The organism is Georgenia yuyongxinii, assembly GCF_006352065.1.
Lineage (GTDB): Bacteria > Actinomycetota > Actinomycetes > Actinomycetales > Actinomycetaceae > Georgenia > Georgenia yuyongxinii.
On record NZ_CP040915.1, the window covers coordinates 1,855,340 to 1,873,128 of the forward strand.

The following is a 17,789-nucleotide window of genomic DNA, read 5'->3' on the forward strand; positions in this document are numbered from 1 at the left end:
GGCCGCCGCGGTGTTGGCAGTTCGACGGCCCGCGGCCCACGGCGGAGGTTGACGACAAGTGTTCTACCGGTTGATGAAGGCGACGCTGGGCTCCATCCTGCGGGTCTTCTACCAGCCGTGGATCCGCGGCGCCGAGCGCATCCCGTCCTCGGGGCCGGTGATCCTCGCGTCGAACCACCTCGCGGTCATCGACTCCTTCTTCCTGCCCCTGATGATCAGCCGCGAGGTGGTCTTCCTGGGCAAGCAGGACTACTTCACGGGCACCGGGCTCAAGGGGCGCTTCGTCGCTGCCTTCATGCGCGGCGTCGGCACGATCCCGGTGGACCGCTCCGGCGGCAAGGCGTCCGAGGCGGCCCTGCAGACCGGGCTTCGCCGGCTGCGCGAGGGCGGGTTGTTCGGGATCTATCCCGAGGGCACCCGCAGCCCCGACGGGCGGCTGTACCGGGGCAAGACCGGGGTGGCCCGTCTCGCGCTGGAGTCGGGGGCGCCGGTGGTACCGGTGGCGATGATCGGCACGAACATCGCCCAGCCGATCGGCAAGCGCATCCCGAAGCTGCACCGCATCGGCGCGGTGGTGGGGGAGCCACTGGACTTCAGCCGCTACCGCGGACTGGAGAACGACCGGTTCGTGCTGCGGTCCATCACCGACGAGATCATGTACGAGCTCATGCGCCTGTCCGGCCAGGAGTACGTGGACATGTACGCCGCGACGATGAAGACCCGGCTCGCCGCCGCGAAGAAGGAGCAGGGCCGTAAGCATCCCGACGCCGTCGCCGAGGCCGCGGCGGCCGCACCTATCGGCGCCCCGGGTGGCCGTCCCGTGCCCGAGGTGGTCGTGCCCGAACCCTCCGAGGACGAGATTCGCGCCGCCGCCGAGGTGTTGGGGGAGGCCGACGCGGCCGGCGCAGTCGAGCCGGCCGGCGGGATTGGTAAGGCCGGTAGGGCAGATCCGGCCGGCTTGACCGGTACGGCAGATCCGGCAGCCGGTACGACCGGCGAGCCCGGTACAGCGGGCCAAGTCACGATGACCGGCGACACCGACACCGCGCGCGCCTAGCCGCCCCCAGCGGGCGGCTGCGACCCCGGTCCCGGCCGGCCCACGGGCCGCAGCCTAGAATGGGGCCGGCCAGCGCACCGTGGTGCGCACCGGTCCGCCGCGGCCCTCGCCGCGGCCACTCAGTGAAGTCAACGGAAGGTTGCCGATGTCGGTCCGTCGTGTCGCCCTGCTCACCGCAGGCGGATTTGCCCCCTGCCTGTCCTCCGCCGTCGGCGGCCTGATCGAGCGGTACACCGAGATCGCTCCCGAGGTCGAGATCATCGCCTACCAGCACGGCTATCACGGCCTGCTCACCGGTACGAAGATCGTGGTCGACGACGAGGCCCGCAAGCGCGCCGGGATCCTGCACCGCTTCGGCGGCAGCCCCATCGGTAACTCCCGGGTGAAGCTCACCAACGCCAAGGACCTGGTCTCCCGCGGCCTCGTCAAGGAGGGCGAGGACCCCCTGCAGGTGGCGGCCGAGCGGCTGCGTGCGGACGGCGTCGACGTCCTGCACACCATCGGCGGGGACGACACGAACACCACCGCGGCTGACCTGGCCGCCTACCTCGAGGACAACGGCTACCACCTGACCGTGGTGGGCCTGCCCAAGACGATCGATAACGACATCATCCCGATCCGACAGTCCCTCGGCGCGTGGACCGCGGCCGAGGAGGCAAGCGAGTTCGCGCAGAACGTGTTCGGCGAGCACCGCTCCGGGCCGCGCCAGCTCATCGTGCACGAGGTCATGGGGCGGCACTGCGGGTGGCTCACGGCCGCCGCCGCGAAGTCCTACCGCGGCTGGCTCGACACCCAGGAGTGGGTGCCCAGCATCGGGCTGACCAAGGAGCGGTGGGACATCCACGCGGTGTTCCTGCCGGAGATGAAGGTCGACATCGCGGGCGAGGCCGAGCGCCTGCGCGGCGTGATGGACACCGTCGGCAACGTCAACATCTTCCTCTCTGAGGGGGCCGGCGTGCCGGAGATCGTCGCCGAGCTCGAGGCCAAGGGCGAGGAGGTCCAGCGCGACCCGTTCGGTCACGTCCGCCTCGACACCATCAACCCCGGTGCCTGGTTCGCCAAGCAGTTCGCCGAGCTCATCGGTGCCGAGAAGGTCATGGTGCAGAAGTCCGGGTACTTCTCCCGCTCTGCCCGCGCCAACGCCGAGGACCTGCGCCTCATCAAGTCCATGACCGACCTGGCCGTCGAGTCCGCCCTCAAGGGCGAGTCAGGCGTCATCGGCCACGACGAGGAGGACGGCGACCGGCTCAAGGCCATCGCGTTCCCCCGCATCGCTGGCGGCAAGGCCTTCGACATCACCCAGGACTGGTTCGGCGAGCTCATGGCCGGCATCGGCCAGCCCGTCGCGGCGGCCGCGCCCGCGTCCCACTGAGCGACCCGGGCCCGCCACGCGGGCCCGGGCCCACTGACCCGGGCTCGCCACGCGGACCCGGTCACCCTCGGCGCAGGTGACCGAGGACGACGGCGCCCCCACCCGCCCGGGTGGGGGCGCCGTCGGCCAAGCCCGGGTGGGGACGACGGCGCGCCAGCCGGCGGTGCCGACGCCGGGGTGGTTCCCGGCCGTTGGACGCCGTCCGAAGCATCAGCGCGGGGCACCTATTCTGGTCCGCGTGAGTATCGAGGCAACTGACGAGGTCCTGACCGGGCTGCAGCACTGGCGCGAGCTTCCCGCCGCCCACCAGCCCACCTGGCCCGACGCCGGCGCGGTGGATGCGGCGACCCGGGAGCTTCGCGAGTGGCCCCCGCTCGTCTTTGCCGGCGAGGCCGACAGCCTGCGGGACAAGCTGGCCGCGGCGGCCCGCGGGGAGGCGTTCGTCCTCCAGGGCGGGGACTGCGCCGAGACGTTCGCCGAGTCCACCGCGGACCGCATCCGCAACAAGATCCGCACGATCCTGCAGATGGCGGCGGTACTCACCTACGGCGCCTCGGTGCCGGTGGTCAAGCTGGGCCGGATGGCCGGGCAGTACGCCAAGCCGCGCAGCAGCGACCTGGAGACGCGCGACGGCGTCACCCTGCCCGCCTACCGCGGCGACGCCGTCAACGGCCACGCCTTCACGTCGGAATCCCGCATCCCGGACCCGCAGCGGCTGCTGCGCGCCTACCACCACTCCGCGACCACGATCAACCTGATCCGCGCCTTCACTCAGGGCGGCTACGCCGATCTGCGGCTCGTCCACGACTGGAACCGCGGCTTCATGTCCAACCCGGCCTACGCCCGATACGAGGTGCTCGCCGCGGAGATCGACCGCGCCATGCGGTTCATGGACGCCGCCGGGGTCGACTTCGAGGCGCTGCGGACGGTGGACTTCTACACCTCCCACGAGGCGCTGCTGCTCGAGTACGAGTCGGCGATGACGCGCATCGACTCGCGCACCGGGCTGCCGTACAACACCTCCGCGCACTTCCTGTGGATCGGGGAGCGCACCCGCCAGGCCGACGGCGCCCACGTGGACATGCTCGCCCGGGTGCGCAACCCGATCGGCGTGAAGCTCGGGCCCACCACCACCGGCGACGACGCGCTCGCCCTCATGGACAAGCTCAACCCCGACGGCGAGCCCGGCCGCCTGACCTTCATCACCCGCATGGGTGCCGGAAAGGTCCGGGACAACCTGCCCGGGCTCGTCCAGCGGGTCACCGCCGACGGGCGGCCGGTCACCTGGATGTGCGACCCCATGCACGGCAACACCATCACCTCCCCGTCCGGGTTCAAGACCCGCGAGCTGGCCACCATCCTGGACGAGGTGCGCGGCTTCTTCGAGGTGCACAAGGCGCTGGGGACCGTGCCCGGCGGGCTGCACGTCGAGCTCACCGGCGACGACGTCACCGAGGTGCTGGGCGGTAGCGAGGAGGTCGACGACGCTGCGCTGGCCCGCCGGTACGAGACGCTCGTGGACCCGCGGCTGAACCACCAGCAGTCGCTCGAGATGGCGTTCGACGTGGCCGAGATGCTGCGCGGCCACTGACCCGGTGCCGTGACCACCGACGAGCCGGCCCTCCTGCCTGTGGAGCGGCACCTGCCGCCCGGGCAGCACCTGGTCGACCCGGCGCCGATCATGCACTACGGGCCGGTGCCGCGCCGTCGTCCCGAGCGGTGGACCTTCACCGTGGGCGGGGCGTGCGAGGGTGGCGGCGAGCAGACCTTCAGCTTCGCCCAGCTCGCCGAGCTGCCCACGCACGAGGTCGTCGCGGACCTGCACTGCGCGAGCGGGTGGTCCGCCGTGGACGAGCGGTGGTCCGGCCCGCTCGCCCGGGACGTCGTCGAGCTGGCCCCGCCGCGCAGCGACGCAGAGCATGTGCTCGTCTTCGCGGAGTACGGCTACAGCGCCACCGTGCGGCTGGAGGACCTCATGTCGGCGCGCACGCTCCTGGCCACCCACCACGACGGCGCCCCGCTGGACGACGAGCGTGGCGGACCGTTGCGCCTGATCCTGCCCCACCTGTACTCGTGGAAGGGGCCGAAGTGGCTGCGCGGGTGGAACTACCTCACCGCGGTCGAGCGCGGCTTCTGGGAGGAGCGGGGCTACCACCTCCGCGGGGACGCCTGGCGCGAGGAGCGGTACTCCTACCAGGAGTAGCCGCTCCGTCGGGGCGCGAGATGACAGCTCACCGAGGAGACGACATCCCGCGGGATTTGCTGGCGTTGCTACACCACCGTCAGGGTGATCACGCTGTCGCGGGGGAGCATCGCGCCGGCGGCGGGGTCCTGGGCTCGCACGGTCCCGAAGAACCCGCCGAGGACCTCCTCCACCCGCACCCGGAAGCCCGCGGTCTCAAGCACCTGGGTGGCCTGCCGTACCTGGCTGCCCACCACGTCGGGCACCGCGAACAGCTCCGGCCCCTTCGAGACGACCAGCGCGACGGCGTCGCCGCGGTAGAGCTGGGCCGCACCGGGCGCGGGGGACTGGGCGATCACCGCACCGGCCGCGACCGAGTCGGAGAACTGCTCGGTGACCTCACCGGCGACCAGCCCGGCGCCCTCGAGCGTCGCGACGGCGTCCGCCTGCGCTGCCCCGGTCACGTCGGGCAGCCCGACGGGCTCGCGCCCGGCGGAGACCACCAGCTCGACCCCCGTGGTGTGGGGGACCACCTCGCCGGCGGCGGGCGTCGAGGACAGGACAATGCCGGCGGGGACCGTGCCGTGGTACTCCTCGCGAGCCTCCGGCGCTGGCAGGCCCGCTTCGGCGAGCGCCGCCTCGGCGTCCTCCAGGCTGGTGTCTACCAGTGTCGGGACCGTGACCATGAGGATGCCCAGGGAGACCGAGACCTGCACCTCGCTGCCCTTGCGTGCGTCCGCGCCACCGGCGGGGTCGGTGGAGATGACCTCGCCCTCGGGGACGGTGTCATGGTGGGTGCGGCTGACAGCCGGCTCCAGCTCGGCGTCGCGCAGCCCGGCGACAGCGTCGTCCTCCGCCTGACCGACGACGGTGGGGACGGTGACCATCGCGCCCGGGCCCACCTGGAACCACCAGAGCGTGCCCGCACCGGCCGCGACGACCAGGACGAGCAGGACCGCGAGCACCCGCGGCCACACGCGCCGACGGCGAGGCCGGGCGGGGGCCTCGGCCTGCGGGCGCGTGATGGCACCGATGGGCAGCGCGACCGTCCCGTGACCGTTGCGGAGATCGGTGACGCGGGTGGCGTCGTCGTCCACCTCACCGTCGCCCGCTCCCGACGGCGTCGCCGGCCCGGGCCGTACGTCGGCACGGCGCGTGAGGGTGGTCGGGTCCAGGGTGGCAACCGTGCGGCGCAGGAGCATGAGCGCAGCGCCGGCGTCCTGGGGGCGTTCGTCGGGGTCGCGGGCGGTCAGGGCCCCGACGAGCTCGTCGACCTCGACCGGCAGCCACGCCACCGCGGCCGACGGGGCAGGCACGGAGGAGTTGACGTGCTGGAAGGCCACCTGGATCGGCGCGTCGCCGGTGAAGGGCTGGCTGCCGGTGAGCAGCTCGTAGAGGAGCACCCCGACGGCGTAGACGTCGGCGCGCGGGTCGGCTCGGCCGTCGGTGACGATCTCGGGCGCGAGGTAGGCGACCGTGCCGAGCACCGTGCCGGTGGTGGCGGCAGTGGCCTCGCTCACCGCGCGGGCGAGCCCGAAATCGGCCACCTTGGCGCGCCCGTCGGCGGTGAGGAGCACGTTCTCGGGCTTGATGTCGCGGTGCACCAGGCCCGCCCGGTGGGCGCTGGCGAGCGCGTCGAGCACCTCGTCGGCCAGCGAGAGGGCCTCTCCGAGCGGCAGCGCACCGCGCTCGCGCAGCACGGTGCGCAGGTTCGGCCCGTCGACGTACTCCATCGTCAGGTAGCTGGCCTCACCGGCGACGCCCTGGTCGTGGACGGCCACGATGCCCGGGTGGGTCAGCCGGGCCGCGGCGCGCGCCTCGCGGCGGAAGCGCGCCACGAAGTCGGCGCTCTCCGCCAGGTGCGGGTGCATCACCTTGACGGCGACGGTGCGCTCGAGCCGCCGGTCCACGGCCCGGTACACGGTGGCCATCCCGCCGCGCGCGACCCGCGCGGTCACCTCGTACCGGTCGTCGACCAGCTGGCCGATCATCGGGTCGAGGGCGGTGGTGTCCACAGGCGCAGCCTACTTGGCCGGACGGCGCCGGCCCGGGTGCCGGGCCGTGTCGGAGGCGCGGGCACCCGGGCCGGGCGGTGCGGGACGGTCAGAACCGGGCCATGTGCGCCTTGACCGACGCGACGTACCGCTCGGTGTCCGCGAACATCCCGTTGCGCTTGACCGAGCCGGCGCCCTGGTAATAGCTCGCGATGGCCGAGTCGAGGTCGCCGGGGAACGTCTTGACGAGCTGACGGATGATCGCCACACCGGCCACGACGTTGTCGTTCGGGTCGAGCAGGTCGAGCTTGCGCCCGACGAGGGACGACGCCCACTCCCCGGAGGAGGGGATGACCTGCATGGTCCCGATGGCGTTGGCAGGGGAGACCGAGGTGTGGTTGAAGCCCGACTCCTGATAGGCGTGGGCCTGGGCCAGCGCGGGGTCCACGCCCATCTGCCGGGCCACCTGGACCACCGTGGCCTGCATCTGGGCGCGGGAGGGGACGCCACGGGCCAGCAGGGTCGCCTTGTTGGCGTTCGCCGCGGAGACGGTCGCCTCTGGGTAGGTGCGGCCGAGGAAGGTGTTCGGCACGAGCTGGCCGGTGGCCGGGGCGGCCGCAGTGGGCGCGGACGCGCCGGCCGGGACCTTCAGGGTCTGGCCGACGTAGATGAGGCCCGCACCGCTCAGCCGGTTCGCCTCGATGACGGCGGGGACGGTGGTGCCCCACGTGCGGGCCAGGCCGGAGACGGTGTCCCCGGCCCGGACGGTGTATGTGCCCGCCGAGGGGGCCGGGGCGGCCGGGACGCTCGCCACCGGCGCGGACACCGGGACCACCGTTGCGGTCCCGCCGACCTGGAGGGTCTGGCCGATACGGATGAGGGCGTTCGGCCCGAGGTTGTTGGCCGCGACGATCGCGGCCACCGTGGTGCCGTACTTCTTGGCGATGACCGAGACGGTGTCACCCGCGACGACCCGGTGGGTGCGCGCGGGGACGGGTGTGGACACCGGCGTGGTGACGGGGGTGGACACCGGGGCCGCGGTCGCCGGGCGTGCGGTCGCACCCGGGATGGTGAGCTGCTGCCCGATGCGGATGAGGTGCGCCGACTTCAGCCCGTTCGCGGAGACGATCGCGCCCACCGTCGTGCCGTAGCTCTTGGCGATCCCGGAGAGGGTCTCGCCGCCGCGCACGCTGTGCCGCCCGGTCCCGGCGGTCGACGTGGAAGGGGCGGGTCCGGAGCTCGCGGACGCCACCGCGCTCGCCGAGGGGATCTTGAGCATCTGCCCGACGCGGATGAGCGCCAGGGCGTCCAGGTTGTTCGCCCGGACGATCGCGTCGACGCTCGAGCCGGTGCGCAGCGCGATGTGGGAGACGGTGTCGCCGGGCTGCACCTGGTAGGTCATCTGCGGCACGGCCGCCGGGGTGACGGCTGAGGCGATGGCACGGGCGGTGGCGCCGTGCAGTGCCGCGGCGGGAGCGGTCGGGGTGGCGGCCTGGGCGTGCGCGGCCGGGCCGGTGGCGCCCACGGCCGTCGTGGCTGCGAGGGCGAGGCCCACGCCGGCGCGGCCCGCGTGCCGGCGCGGGGCCGTGCGGGGTCGTTCGGCCTTCGACATCGATCCTCCATGGGGAGTTCTTGTGACACCGGGCGTTGGCTCGACGTCGCCGGCACCGCCCGTGCCAGACGCAGCGGAACGGTGTGGCTGGTGTTACTGCAGTTAACTAGCGTGACCATAGCGACTGGTGTGGCGTGTCGACAAGACTTTCACCAGGTGAAAGGCCGTAGGCTGCCCCGGTGGAGCCCACCCCCGTCACGCCGTCCGGTTGGTACTCGGTGCCCGAGGTGGCCGATCTGCTCGGTCTGCGGCAGCGAGATGTCCGCGCCATGCTGAAGGACCACCGGCTGCTCGCCGTCCCGCACGGACCGAACGGTGCCACCTCCGTCCCGGCCGAGTTCTTGCTCGTCGGTGACGAGGCAGACGCACCCGGCGTGCTCGGCTCGTTGCCTGGCACGCTCACGCTTCTCGCCGACTCCGGCTACGACGCCGAGGCTTCCTTCCGGTGGCTCTTCACGCCCAACGACGAGCTCGGCTCGACGCCGGTCCAGGCACTGCGAGAGCGGCGCACCCACGCGGTGCGGCGTGTCGCCCTGACGCTGGCCTTCTGAGGGGGTTGTCTGGCCGACGTTCGCGTCGCGCCGGCGCGGTGGGGTGCCGGCGGGCGAGGTGCGGTCCTGGCCGGCCGCCGTCGTGCTCAGGCGATCCGTGTCGTCAGGGCGGTGGCGAGCTCCTCGAGGAGCTGCCGGGCGCCGTCGTTGAGGGCAGTGCGGCCCAGCGCCTCCAGGCCAGCGTCGCGGCGTTCCTCGATCATCGCCTCGTGCGCGTCGAACGCACCGCCGTCCTTCATGAGCTGCTGGATCTGCGCCACCGCCGCGCCGCTGAGGTCCGGCTGGCCGACCTGCGTGCGCAGCAGCTCCCGCTCGGCCGGCCCGGACATGGTCATCGTCATGGCCAGCAGGACGGTCCGCTTGCCCTCGCGCAGGTCGTCCCCGGCGGGTTTTCCGGTGACCGCCGGATCACCGAAGACGCCCAGCTCGTCATCGCGCAGCTGGAATGCCTCACCCAACGGCAGCCCGACGGCGCTGAGCTCGCCCAGCAGGTCCTCGCCCGCCCCGGCCAGGGCGGCGCCCAGGAGGAGCGGGTGCTCGACCGAGTAACGGGCGGACTTGTGCCGGACCACCTGCAACGCACGGTCGACGGCGGCCGCCGCGTCCTCGCCCCACGGCATGTCCTGCGAACGGATGTCGAGGTACTGGCCGAGCGCGACCTCCGCCGTCATCACGTCGTAGATGCCCCGGGCCCGTGAACCAGCGGCCGTCGGCACGAGCGCGCGGGCCCGTTCCATCTCCATCGCGGAGACGGCCAGCAGCAGGTCGCCGAGCACGATCGCTGCCGCGTGCCCGTAGTCGTCCGGACTGCCGAGCCAGGCGTTCTCGGCGTGCTCGGCGGCGAACCGGCGGTGCGCCGCGGGCAGCCCGCGACGGGTGAGCGAGCCGTCGATGACGTCGTCGTGGACGAGCGCGGTCCCCTGGAACAGCTCCAGCGCCGAGCCCGCGAGCACCACGGGCGCCAGGCCGTCCTGCTCCGTGGCGCCCCCGGCGGCCACCCAGCCCGCTGCGCACAGCTGGGCGCGCAACCGCTTGCCGCCGCCGAGGAGGTCCCGGGCGGGGGCGAGGAAGTCGGTCAGCGCGCCGACCGATGCGAAGTGCTCGGTGTGCTCGCCCAGGGCCACGAGCACCCGATCGGAGACCCGGTCGCGGACGTCGGCGGGGGAGGAAGGCATGGCCTGAGCCTACGGTGGAGCAGGTCGGCGCCCAGAATTCGCGCGCCCCCGCCCCCCGGCCACCGTCCGGAGCCCGTCGGGTCGGCGGTTGTCCACAGGCACCCGGCACGGGCACGCCACCGACCGGTGCAATGGGCGGCATGGACGACACCGTGATCCGCCTGAGCTCCCCGCGCGACCTCCTCGCGCTCGTGCCCTACCGACTGGGCTTCCACCCGGAACGATCGGCGGTGCTCATCGGGACTCGGGTGAATGAGCGGGGCAGGGACGCCCCGGGGCTGGTCATCCGGGTGGACCTCGCGGACGTCGCGCACCCGGATGCGGGCCCGACGGTGGCCGCGGCGCTGGCCCGGCACCTGCGCGCGGACGGAGCGCACGACGCCGCCGTGGTGCTGTACACCCCGCTCACCCATGCCGAACGGGCCGTGGACGAGGGGTTGGCCGCGGCCAGTGCGGCACTGTCGGCCGCGCTGCCCTGGGTCGAGGACCTCCGCCCGTGGGTGGTCGGCCCGGACGGGTGGCGCCACCTCAGCTGCGAGGACTGCTGCCCGGCGGCGGGGTACGCCCTGGCGGACCTCGAGGCCAGCGCGGTGGCGGCCGCGCACGTGCTCGAGGGACGCACGGCCGCGCCGTCGCGGGCGGCGCTGGCGGTGAAGCGGGTGCCCGCCGGTCCCGCCCGGGAGGCGGCGCAGCGTGCGGCCGAGGAGGAACTGGCCTGCCACCGTGCGGTCCTCGCCGCCACCGGCGGCGCTCCGCTGCTGCGTGGGGCGGCGTTCGGGGTGCCCGGCGCCGCACCCGCCCGCGACCAGGGCCCGCTCGACCGCCGGCGCCGAGCGGGCGCCCGTCTGTGGGACAGCGCGGTCGCCGCGCGCCGACCGCGCCCGGGCCCAGAGGTGCTCGGGCGCCTGCTCGTGCACCTGGGCGACCGTCCCCTGCGCGACGCGGTGCTCGCGCGCACCACGGACGGCGGCATGAAGGCGAGCCACCGGTATCTCGGGAAGGCCGCGGCGGGTGCCGTCTTCGACGTTCCGCGACGTCCGGACGTCGACGTGCTCGACGCCGCGATGGCGCTGGCGGGCGATGTCGCCGCGCACGCCGCCCCCGGTTGCGGCGCACCGGCGCTGGGCGTGCTCGCGTTCCTCGCGTGGTGGTCGGCCGACGGCGCCCGCGCGGACGTCGTCGCCCAGCAGGCCCTGGCCGAGGAGCCGGACCACCGGCTTGCGCTGCTGGTGCTGCGGAGCCTCGACGGTGCGGTGCCCCCGCCGTGGTACGAGCCCGGCGGGCCGTGGTGACCCGGCGTGAGACCGGGTCGTGGTGAGCGTTGGGTGCGCGTTCTCGCGCCGGTCGTTGCGAGGCGTGCGCGGGCGCCCACGGCACGGCGGGATCAGGTAACGTCCCGACGCATCAGCGTGGCGGGCACCGACCCCGCCAGGGACGGGGGACCGGGCATGTCGATCGTCGTGGGCTACCTCTCCACCAGGGAGGGTGAGGCGGCGCTCACGGCCGCTGTGGCCGAGTCACGCCGTCGGGACCACAAGCTGGTCGTGGTGCTCTCGCGACGCGCCAAGGCCGAGGAGCACGCCGTCCTCGAGGCCGAGGCTGACGCGGTGCGTGACCGGCTCGACGACGCCGACATCGCCTACGAGGTGCGTCAGCTGCGCCGCGGCCACGACGTCGCCGAGGACCTGATCACCGCCGCGGAGGAGGAACAGGCCGCGCTCATCGTGATCGGGCTGCGGCGGCGATCCCCGGTCGGCAAGCTCATCCTCGGCTCCAACGCGCAGCGTATCCTCCTCGACGCCCCGTGCCCCGTGCTGGCGGTCAAGGCGGATCCCGAGTAGGTCAGCACGGCGCTCCCCCGAGCCGGCCACTTCGTGAGACGCTGCGCGAGCACCGCAGGCGCGGGACGGTGGACCACGGCACCAGGGGCTTCTCCCTGGCCGCGGAGACCAGGCCCCGCCTCGAGCAGACACCGTCGTCAGGAGAACAGGAGCAGCCATGGACTACCCCAGCGACCGCCGCTACACGGCCGACCACGAGTGGATCGCCGTCGACGGCGAGGTGGCCACCGTCGGGGTGACGGCGTACGCGGCAGAGGCCCTGGGCGACGTGGTGTACCTGGAGCTCCCCGAGGTCGGTGCCGCCGTCACGGCCGGGACCAGCTGCGGGGAGATCGAGTCCACGAAGTCCGTCTCCGACCTCGTCTCGCCCGCGGACGGGGAGATCCTCACGGTCAACGACGACGCCGTCGACAGCCCGGAGAAGGTCAACGCCGATCCGCACGGTGAGGGCTGGCTCTACACGATGCGCGTGACCACCGTGCCCGACGGCCTCCTCGACGCCGCCGCCTACACCGAGCTGGTGCAGGGGCACTCGTGAGGAGCTTCGCCGACCGGCACATCGGCACCGACGCCGCCGCGCAGCAGCGCATGCTCGAGGCGGTCGGGGCGCCGTCGGTCGACGCCCTCCTCGCGGCGGCCGTGCCCGCCACCATCCAGCACGCGCAGGTCCCCGCCGGGCTGCCCGGCCCCGCCGCCGAGCACGAGGTGCTCGCCCGGCTGCGGGCGATCGCGTTCCGGAACACGGTCCGCACGTCGATGATCGGCCAGGGCTACTACGACACGGTCACCCCGCCGGTGATCCAGCGCAACGTCCTGGAGAACCCCGCCTGGTACACGGCGTACACCCCCTACCAGCCGGAGATCTCCCAGGGCCGCCTCGAGGCGCTGCTCAACTTCCAGACCATGGTCATCGACCTCACCGGGCTGGAGGTGGCGGGCGCGTCGATGCTCGACGAGGCCACCGCCGCGGCCGAGGCGATGCTCCTGGCCCGGCGGGCCACGAAGGGGCGGGGGCACCGGTTCCTCGTGGACGTCGACACCTTCGCCCAGACCCGTGCCGTCCTGGCCACCCGCGCCGAACCGGTCGGCATCGAGCTGGTGCCCACCGACCTCACCGACGGGCTGGCCGCGGCCGACCTGACCGACGTGTTCGGCGTGCTGGTCCAGGTGCCCGGCGCCGCCGGGCGCGTGCCGTCCCGTGCGGTGCTCGAGTCCGTCACCGCCGCCGCCCACGACGCCGGCGCCCTCGCCGTCGTCGTGGCGGACCTGCTCGCCACCACCGTGATCGCCGCGCCGGGGGAGTACGGCGCCGATGTGGCGGTGGGCACCACGCAGCGCTTCGGGGTACCGATGGGCTTCGGCGGCCCGCACGCCGGCTACATGGCCGTGCGCCGCGGCCTGGAGCGTCAGCTGCCCGGCCGGCTGGTCGGGGTCTCCAAGGACGCCGACGGCGCCCCCGCCATGCGCCTGGCGCTGCAGACCCGCGAGCAGCACATCCGCCGGGAGAAGGCGACGTCGAACATCTGCACCGCCCAGGTGCTGCTCGCCGTGATGGCCGCGATGTACGCCGTCTACCACGGCCCGGACGGGCTCACCGCGATCGCCCGGCAGGTCCACGCCCGCGCCGTCGAGCTGGCCGCGCGGCTGCGCACAGGCGGTGTGCCCCCTCGGCACGAGCACTTCTTCGACACCCTCGAGCTCGTCGTGCCCGGCCGTGCGGAGTCGGTGGCCAAGGCCGCGCTCGCCCAAAACATCACCGTGTTCGTGGCGGATGCCGACCACGTGCGGGTCTCCACCGACGAGCTGACCACACCCGCCGTCGTCGAGGACCTGGCCGCCGCCGTCGTCTCCGCGGCCGGTGAGACCGCGGGCGCCGGCGACCCCGCGGCGGAGCACCACGGCACCGCCACGTCGTCCACGGCCGGCGACGCCCTCCCCGCGGACATGGGCCGCACCGGCGAGTTCCTCACCCACCCCGTCTTCCACGCCCACCGATCCGAGACCGCGATGATGCGGTACCTCCGGCGCCTGGCGGACAAGGACTACGCGCTGGACCGCGGGATGATCCCGCTCGGCTCCTGCACCATGAAGCTCAATGCGGCCGTGGAGATGCAGGCGATCACCTGGCCGGAGCTCGCCCGCATCCATCCGTTCGCGCCCGCCGACGACGTCGCCGGCTACCTCGATCTCATCCACCAGCTGGAGGGCTGGCTGGCCGCCGCCACCGGTTATGACGCAGTGAGCCTGCAGCCCAACGCCGGCTCGCAGGGCGAGCTCGCCGGGCTGCTCGCCATCCGTGGCTACCACGCCAGCCGCGGTGAGTCCGCACGCGACGTCTGCCTCATCCCGGCCTCCGCGCACGGCACCAACGCCGCCTCGGCGGTCCTCGCCGGCCTGCGCGTGGTCGTGGTGGCCACCGACGACAACGGGAACGTGGACCTGGCCGACCTGCGCCGCCTGGTGGCCGAGCACGCCGACCGCCTCGCCGCCGTGATGATCACGTACCCCTCCACCCACGGGGTCTACGAGACGCAGGTGCGCGAGGTGAGCGCCGCCGTGCACGACGCCGGCGGGCAGGTGTACATCGACGGCGCGAACCTCAACGCCCTGCTCGGCCACGCCCTGCCCGGGGAGTTCGGCGGCGACGTCTCGCACCTGAACCTGCACAAGACGTTCTGCATCCCGCACGGCGGCGGCGGCCCCGGTGTCGGCCCGGTCGCGGCCCGTGCCCACCTCGCCCCGTTCCTGCCCGGACACCCCCTGGCGCCCGACGCCGGGCAGCGTCGCCTGCGCCTCGACGGCGCGGTGTCCGCCGCGCCCTACGGGTCGCCGTCGATCCTGCCGATCAGCTGGGCGTACATCGCCCTCATGGGGGCGGAGGGGCTGCGCGCCGCCACGGACGCCGCGGTGCTGGCGGCCAACTACGTCGCGGCCCGGCTGGGGGAGTACTTCCCGGTCCTGTACCGCGGCGCGGACGGGCACGTGGCGCACGAGTGCATCCTCGACCTGCGCCCGCTGCGCGCCGCCACCGGCATCACGGTCGACGACGTCGCGAAACGCCTCATCGACTACGGATTCCACGCACCGACGATGTCCTTCCCCGTCGCGGGCACGCTCATGGTCGAGCCCACCGAGAGCGAGGACCTGGGCGAGATCGACCGGTTCTGCGAGGCGATGGTCGCCATTGCCGCCGAGGCGGCGCGAGTGGGAGCCGGTGACTGGCCGGCCGACGACAACCCTTTGGTGGGGGCGCCGCACACGGCACTGTCGCTCACCGACGACTGGGCACACCCCTACTCCCGCGCGGAGGCCGTCTTCCCCGTGCCGGGCCTCGCGGACGGAAAGTACTGGCCACCGGTACGCCGGGTCGACGGGGCTTACGGGGACCGGCACCTGGTGTGCGCGTGCCCGCCCGTGGAGGCATTCGACTCGGTGGTGTAGGGCGGGCGCGCGCCCCGTCGGGCATAGATCCGGCCCGTCGCGCGTTGGAAGAGGTGGCGAGGGACGCCCGGGTTCCACGCCCACGGGAGTCACATTCCCACGCCGCGCCCCACATGCCAGCCGGACGTTATAATTGTAGGGCCGCCACGTCGATCGTCGGCCCCGCACCCCCCGCCGAAAGGTTCTCTGTGTCGCCCACCCCTGCCTCCAAGTCCGCTCGAACCGCTGACGCCGCCGAGGCCTCGGTCGACGAGGTCACGGGGACGGCCGCGCCCAAGGCCGCCGCCAAGCCGGCCACGAAGGCCGCCAAGACAGCCGCCGCCTCGGGTGAGACCGCCGCCACGGCGAAGAAGCCCGCCGCTCGCAAGGCACCGGCGAAGGCCGCCACCACGAAGGCTGCGACCACGAAGGCCGCCGCCGCGAAGACCAAGGCGGCGCCCGCGGCGGCCGCCAAGCCCACGCTCAAGGCCGTGCCCGACGAGCCGTCCGAGGAGGAGCCCATCGCGGAGGAGACCTCGACCGGTTTCATCGTCTCCGACGCCGACGACGACGACGCGCCCGTCCAGCAGGTCGTCACCGCCGGTGCCACTGCCGACCCGGTGAAGGACTACCTCAAGCAGATCGGCAAGGTCGCGCTGCTGAACGCCGAGCAGGAGGTCGAGCTCGCCAAGCGCATCGAGGCCGGCCTGTTCGCGGAGGAGAAGCTCGCCGCGGAGGGCGAGGACCTTCAGCCCAAGCTGCGCCGCGAGCTGCAGTGGATCGCCAACGACGGTCACCTGGCCAAGAACCACCTGCTCGAGGCCAACCTGCGCCTGGTCGTCTCGCTCGCCAAGCGGTACACCGGCCGCGGCATGCTGTTCCTGGACCTCATCCAGGAGGGCAACCTCGGTCTGATCCGCGCGGTGGAGAAGTTCGACTACACCAAGGGCTACAAGTTCTCCACGTACGCCACCTGGTGGATCCGCCAGGCGATCACCCGCGCCATGGCCGACCAGGCCCGCACCATCCGCATCCCGGTGCACATGGTCGAGGTCATCAACAAGCTCGCCCGCGTCCAGCGGCAGATGCTCCAGGACCTGGGCCGCGAGCCCACCCCGGAGGAGCTGGCCAAGGAGCTGGACATGACGCCCGAGAAGGTCGTCGAGGTCCAGAAGTACGGCCGCGAGCCCATCTCCCTGCACACGCCCCTCGGTGAGGACGGTGACAGCGAGTTCGGTGACCTCATCGAGGACTCCGAGGCGGTCGTGCCGGCCGACGCCGTGAGCTTCACGCTCCTGCAGGAGCAGCTCCACGCGGTGCTCGACACGCTCTCCGAGCGGGAGGCCGGCGTCGTCTCCATGCGCTTCGGTCTCACCGACGGCCAGCCCAAGACGTTGGACGAGATCGGCAAGGTCTACGGCGTGACGCGTGAGCGCATCCGCCAGATCGAGTCCAAGACGATGTCCAAGCTGCGCCACCCCAGCCGCTCCCAGGTGCTGCGGGACTACCTGGACTGACAGGCAGCCGCACGACGCACGAAGGAAGGCCCGCACCCCGAGGGTGCGGGCCTTTCTCGTGCGCTCGTAGCGGGGGACTTTCCCGCAGGGACCATCCCGCGGGCGGTCCTCGCGCGGAAAGGAGGCGGCCTGGAACACCGGCCGAAACGGGGACCGCCCGGAGACCGAGCCGGCCAGTCCGCCGTCAGCCCTCGACGAGGTGACGGGCCACCACCACCTGGTAGACGCCGCAGAACATCAGCGCGAGCGCCACCGCGCCGAGCACGACGGCGCCCAGCGGCAGCTGCAGCAGCGCGGTGAACGCGGCGTCCAGCCCCCCGGCCTGCTCGGGATCGTGCCGCGCGGCGGCGAGCACGAGCAGCACGCCCACCACGGCGACCGCGACCCCCCGGCCCGCGTAACCCACCCGGCCCGCGGCGATCACCCGCCGGTCCACACCCGGCTCGAGCTTCTCCCGGAAGGACGCCGTCACGCCGCGATAGACCAGGTACGCGCCGAGCACCAGCAGCGCAAGACCGGCTGCCACGACCAGGGCGAATCCGCCCGGCACGCCAAGCACACCGGAGGTCGCCTGCTCAGGTGAGCCGCCCGAGTCCCCGCCCGACCCCGAGAGCAGCCCGATGGCCGTGGCCACCAGGGCGAGGGACAGAACCGCCTTGCCCGCGGAGCCGAGGCGTTTGGCGAGCCGCTTCTTCTGCTCCTGATGCGTGTGACCCCAGATGGCCTCGACCGCCTGCCACACGGCATAGGCCACGAGCCCGGCGATCATCACGACCAGCAGGACCCGGCCGAGCCCGTTCCCGGCCAGGCGCGCCAACGCGCCCTCCTGCGTGGCCTCCTCGCTGGAGCCGCTGCCCAACGCCAGCTGCAGCGCGATCCAGCCCAGCAGCAGCCAGACCACTCCCTGCGCCGCGTACCCCACCTTGCCCAGTGTCCGGAGCCATCCGCCGCGCGCCGAGGACCGGGCCGCGGCCCCTGCCTCCCGTGCGTGGTGCTCCACCGCATCCGTCATGGGTTCACCGAACCACGCCAACCCTCGGGCCGCATGGCGGCGTCCCGGACGCACGG

14 protein-coding genes are annotated in these 17,789 nt (G+C 73.3%); 10 read left to right on the forward strand and 4 right to left on the reverse strand.

What is annotated here, in order from left to right:
* Positions 1-73: 73 nt before the first annotated feature.
* The 4 genes from FE374_RS08420 (at position 74) to FE374_RS08435 (ending at position 4,632) form a co-directional block, all read left to right on the forward strand.
* On the forward strand, positions 74-1,057 hold the full coding sequence (locus FE374_RS08420; RefSeq protein WP_456319092.1) for a lysophospholipid acyltransferase family protein: 984 nt from the start codon (positions 74-76) through the stop codon (positions 1,055-1,057).
* 145 nt (positions 1,058-1,202) lie between these two features.
* Positions 1,203-2,429, forward strand: coding sequence for a pyrophosphate--fructose-6-phosphate 1-phosphotransferase (locus FE374_RS08425; RefSeq protein ID WP_139928182.1), 1,227 nt, complete (start codon positions 1,203-1,205; stop codon positions 2,427-2,429).
* A gap of 238 nt (positions 2,430-2,667) precedes the next feature.
* Positions 2,668-4,020: a class II 3-deoxy-7-phosphoheptulonate synthase gene (locus FE374_RS08430; protein WP_139928184.1), complete on the forward strand. Its 1,353-nt coding sequence runs from the start codon at positions 2,668-2,670 to the stop codon at positions 4,018-4,020.
* A gap of 90 nt (positions 4,021-4,110) precedes the next feature.
* Positions 4,111-4,632 (forward strand): molybdopterin-dependent oxidoreductase, encoded by a 522-nt coding sequence (locus tag FE374_RS08435; protein ID WP_139931475.1) that lies wholly within the window; start codon positions 4,111-4,113, stop codon positions 4,630-4,632.
* Positions 4,633-4,700: 68 nt separating this feature from the next.
* Here FE374_RS08435 and pknB read toward each other — a convergent pair whose 3' ends face one another.
* Both pknB and FE374_RS08445 read right to left on the reverse strand, forming a co-directional pair.
* Positions 4,701-6,602: a Stk1 family PASTA domain-containing Ser/Thr kinase gene (pknB, locus tag FE374_RS08440; RefSeq protein WP_139931476.1), complete on the reverse strand. Its 1,902-nt coding sequence runs from the start codon at positions 6,600-6,602 to the stop codon at positions 4,701-4,703.
* Between the two features lie 112 nt (positions 6,603-6,714).
* Entirely contained in the window at positions 6,715-8,217 is a 1,503-nt protein-coding gene (locus FE374_RS08445) for a LysM peptidoglycan-binding domain-containing protein (protein WP_230978517.1), read from the reverse strand.
* 179 nt (positions 8,218-8,396) lie between these two features.
* Between FE374_RS08445 and FE374_RS08450 the strand changes: the two genes are divergently transcribed.
* The gene (locus FE374_RS08450; RefSeq protein ID WP_139928186.1) at positions 8,397-8,768 is read left to right on the forward strand and encodes an Rv2175c family DNA-binding protein; all 372 of its coding nucleotides are present in this window, start codon (positions 8,397-8,399) and stop codon (positions 8,766-8,768) included.
* Positions 8,769-8,854: 86 nt separating this feature from the next.
* Here FE374_RS08450 and FE374_RS08455 read toward each other — a convergent pair whose 3' ends face one another.
* Positions 8,855-9,943 (reverse strand): polyprenyl synthetase family protein, encoded by a 1,089-nt coding sequence (locus tag FE374_RS08455; RefSeq protein ID WP_139928188.1) that lies wholly within the window; start codon positions 9,941-9,943, stop codon positions 8,855-8,857.
* 140 nt (positions 9,944-10,083) lie between these two features.
* Between FE374_RS08455 and FE374_RS08460 the strand changes: the two genes are divergently transcribed.
* The 5 genes from FE374_RS08460 (at position 10,084) to FE374_RS08480 (ending at position 16,721) form a co-directional block, all read left to right on the forward strand.
* The gene (locus FE374_RS08460) at positions 10,084-11,235 is read left to right on the forward strand and encodes a DUF4192 domain-containing protein (RefSeq protein ID WP_168205632.1); all 1,152 of its coding nucleotides are present in this window, start codon (positions 10,084-10,086) and stop codon (positions 11,233-11,235) included.
* A gap of 156 nt (positions 11,236-11,391) precedes the next feature.
* Complete coding sequence (locus FE374_RS08465) at positions 11,392-11,784, forward strand: universal stress protein (protein WP_139928192.1); 393 nt, start codon at positions 11,392-11,394, stop codon at positions 11,782-11,784.
* A gap of 157 nt (positions 11,785-11,941) precedes the next feature.
* The gene (gcvH, locus tag FE374_RS08470; protein ID WP_139928194.1) at positions 11,942-12,322 is read left to right on the forward strand and encodes a glycine cleavage system protein GcvH; all 381 of its coding nucleotides are present in this window, start codon (positions 11,942-11,944) and stop codon (positions 12,320-12,322) included.
* The gene (gene gcvP / locus FE374_RS08475) at positions 12,319-15,225 is read left to right on the forward strand and encodes an aminomethyl-transferring glycine dehydrogenase (protein ID WP_139928197.1); all 2,907 of its coding nucleotides are present in this window, start codon (positions 12,319-12,321) and stop codon (positions 15,223-15,225) included. The genes gcvH and gcvP overlap by 4 nt, the downstream gene beginning before the upstream one ends.
* 113 nt (positions 15,226-15,338) lie before the next feature.
* Positions 15,339-16,721, forward strand: coding sequence for an RNA polymerase sigma factor (locus FE374_RS08480; protein ID WP_230978518.1), 1,383 nt, complete (start codon positions 15,339-15,341; stop codon positions 16,719-16,721).
* Between the two features lie 184 nt (positions 16,722-16,905).
* On the opposite strand, the gene FE374_RS08485 is transcribed toward FE374_RS08480, so the two are convergent.
* Positions 16,906-17,733, reverse strand: coding sequence for a DUF1206 domain-containing protein (locus tag FE374_RS08485; protein WP_139928201.1), 828 nt, complete (start codon positions 17,731-17,733; stop codon positions 16,906-16,908).
* Positions 17,734-17,789: the final 56 nt, after the last annotated feature.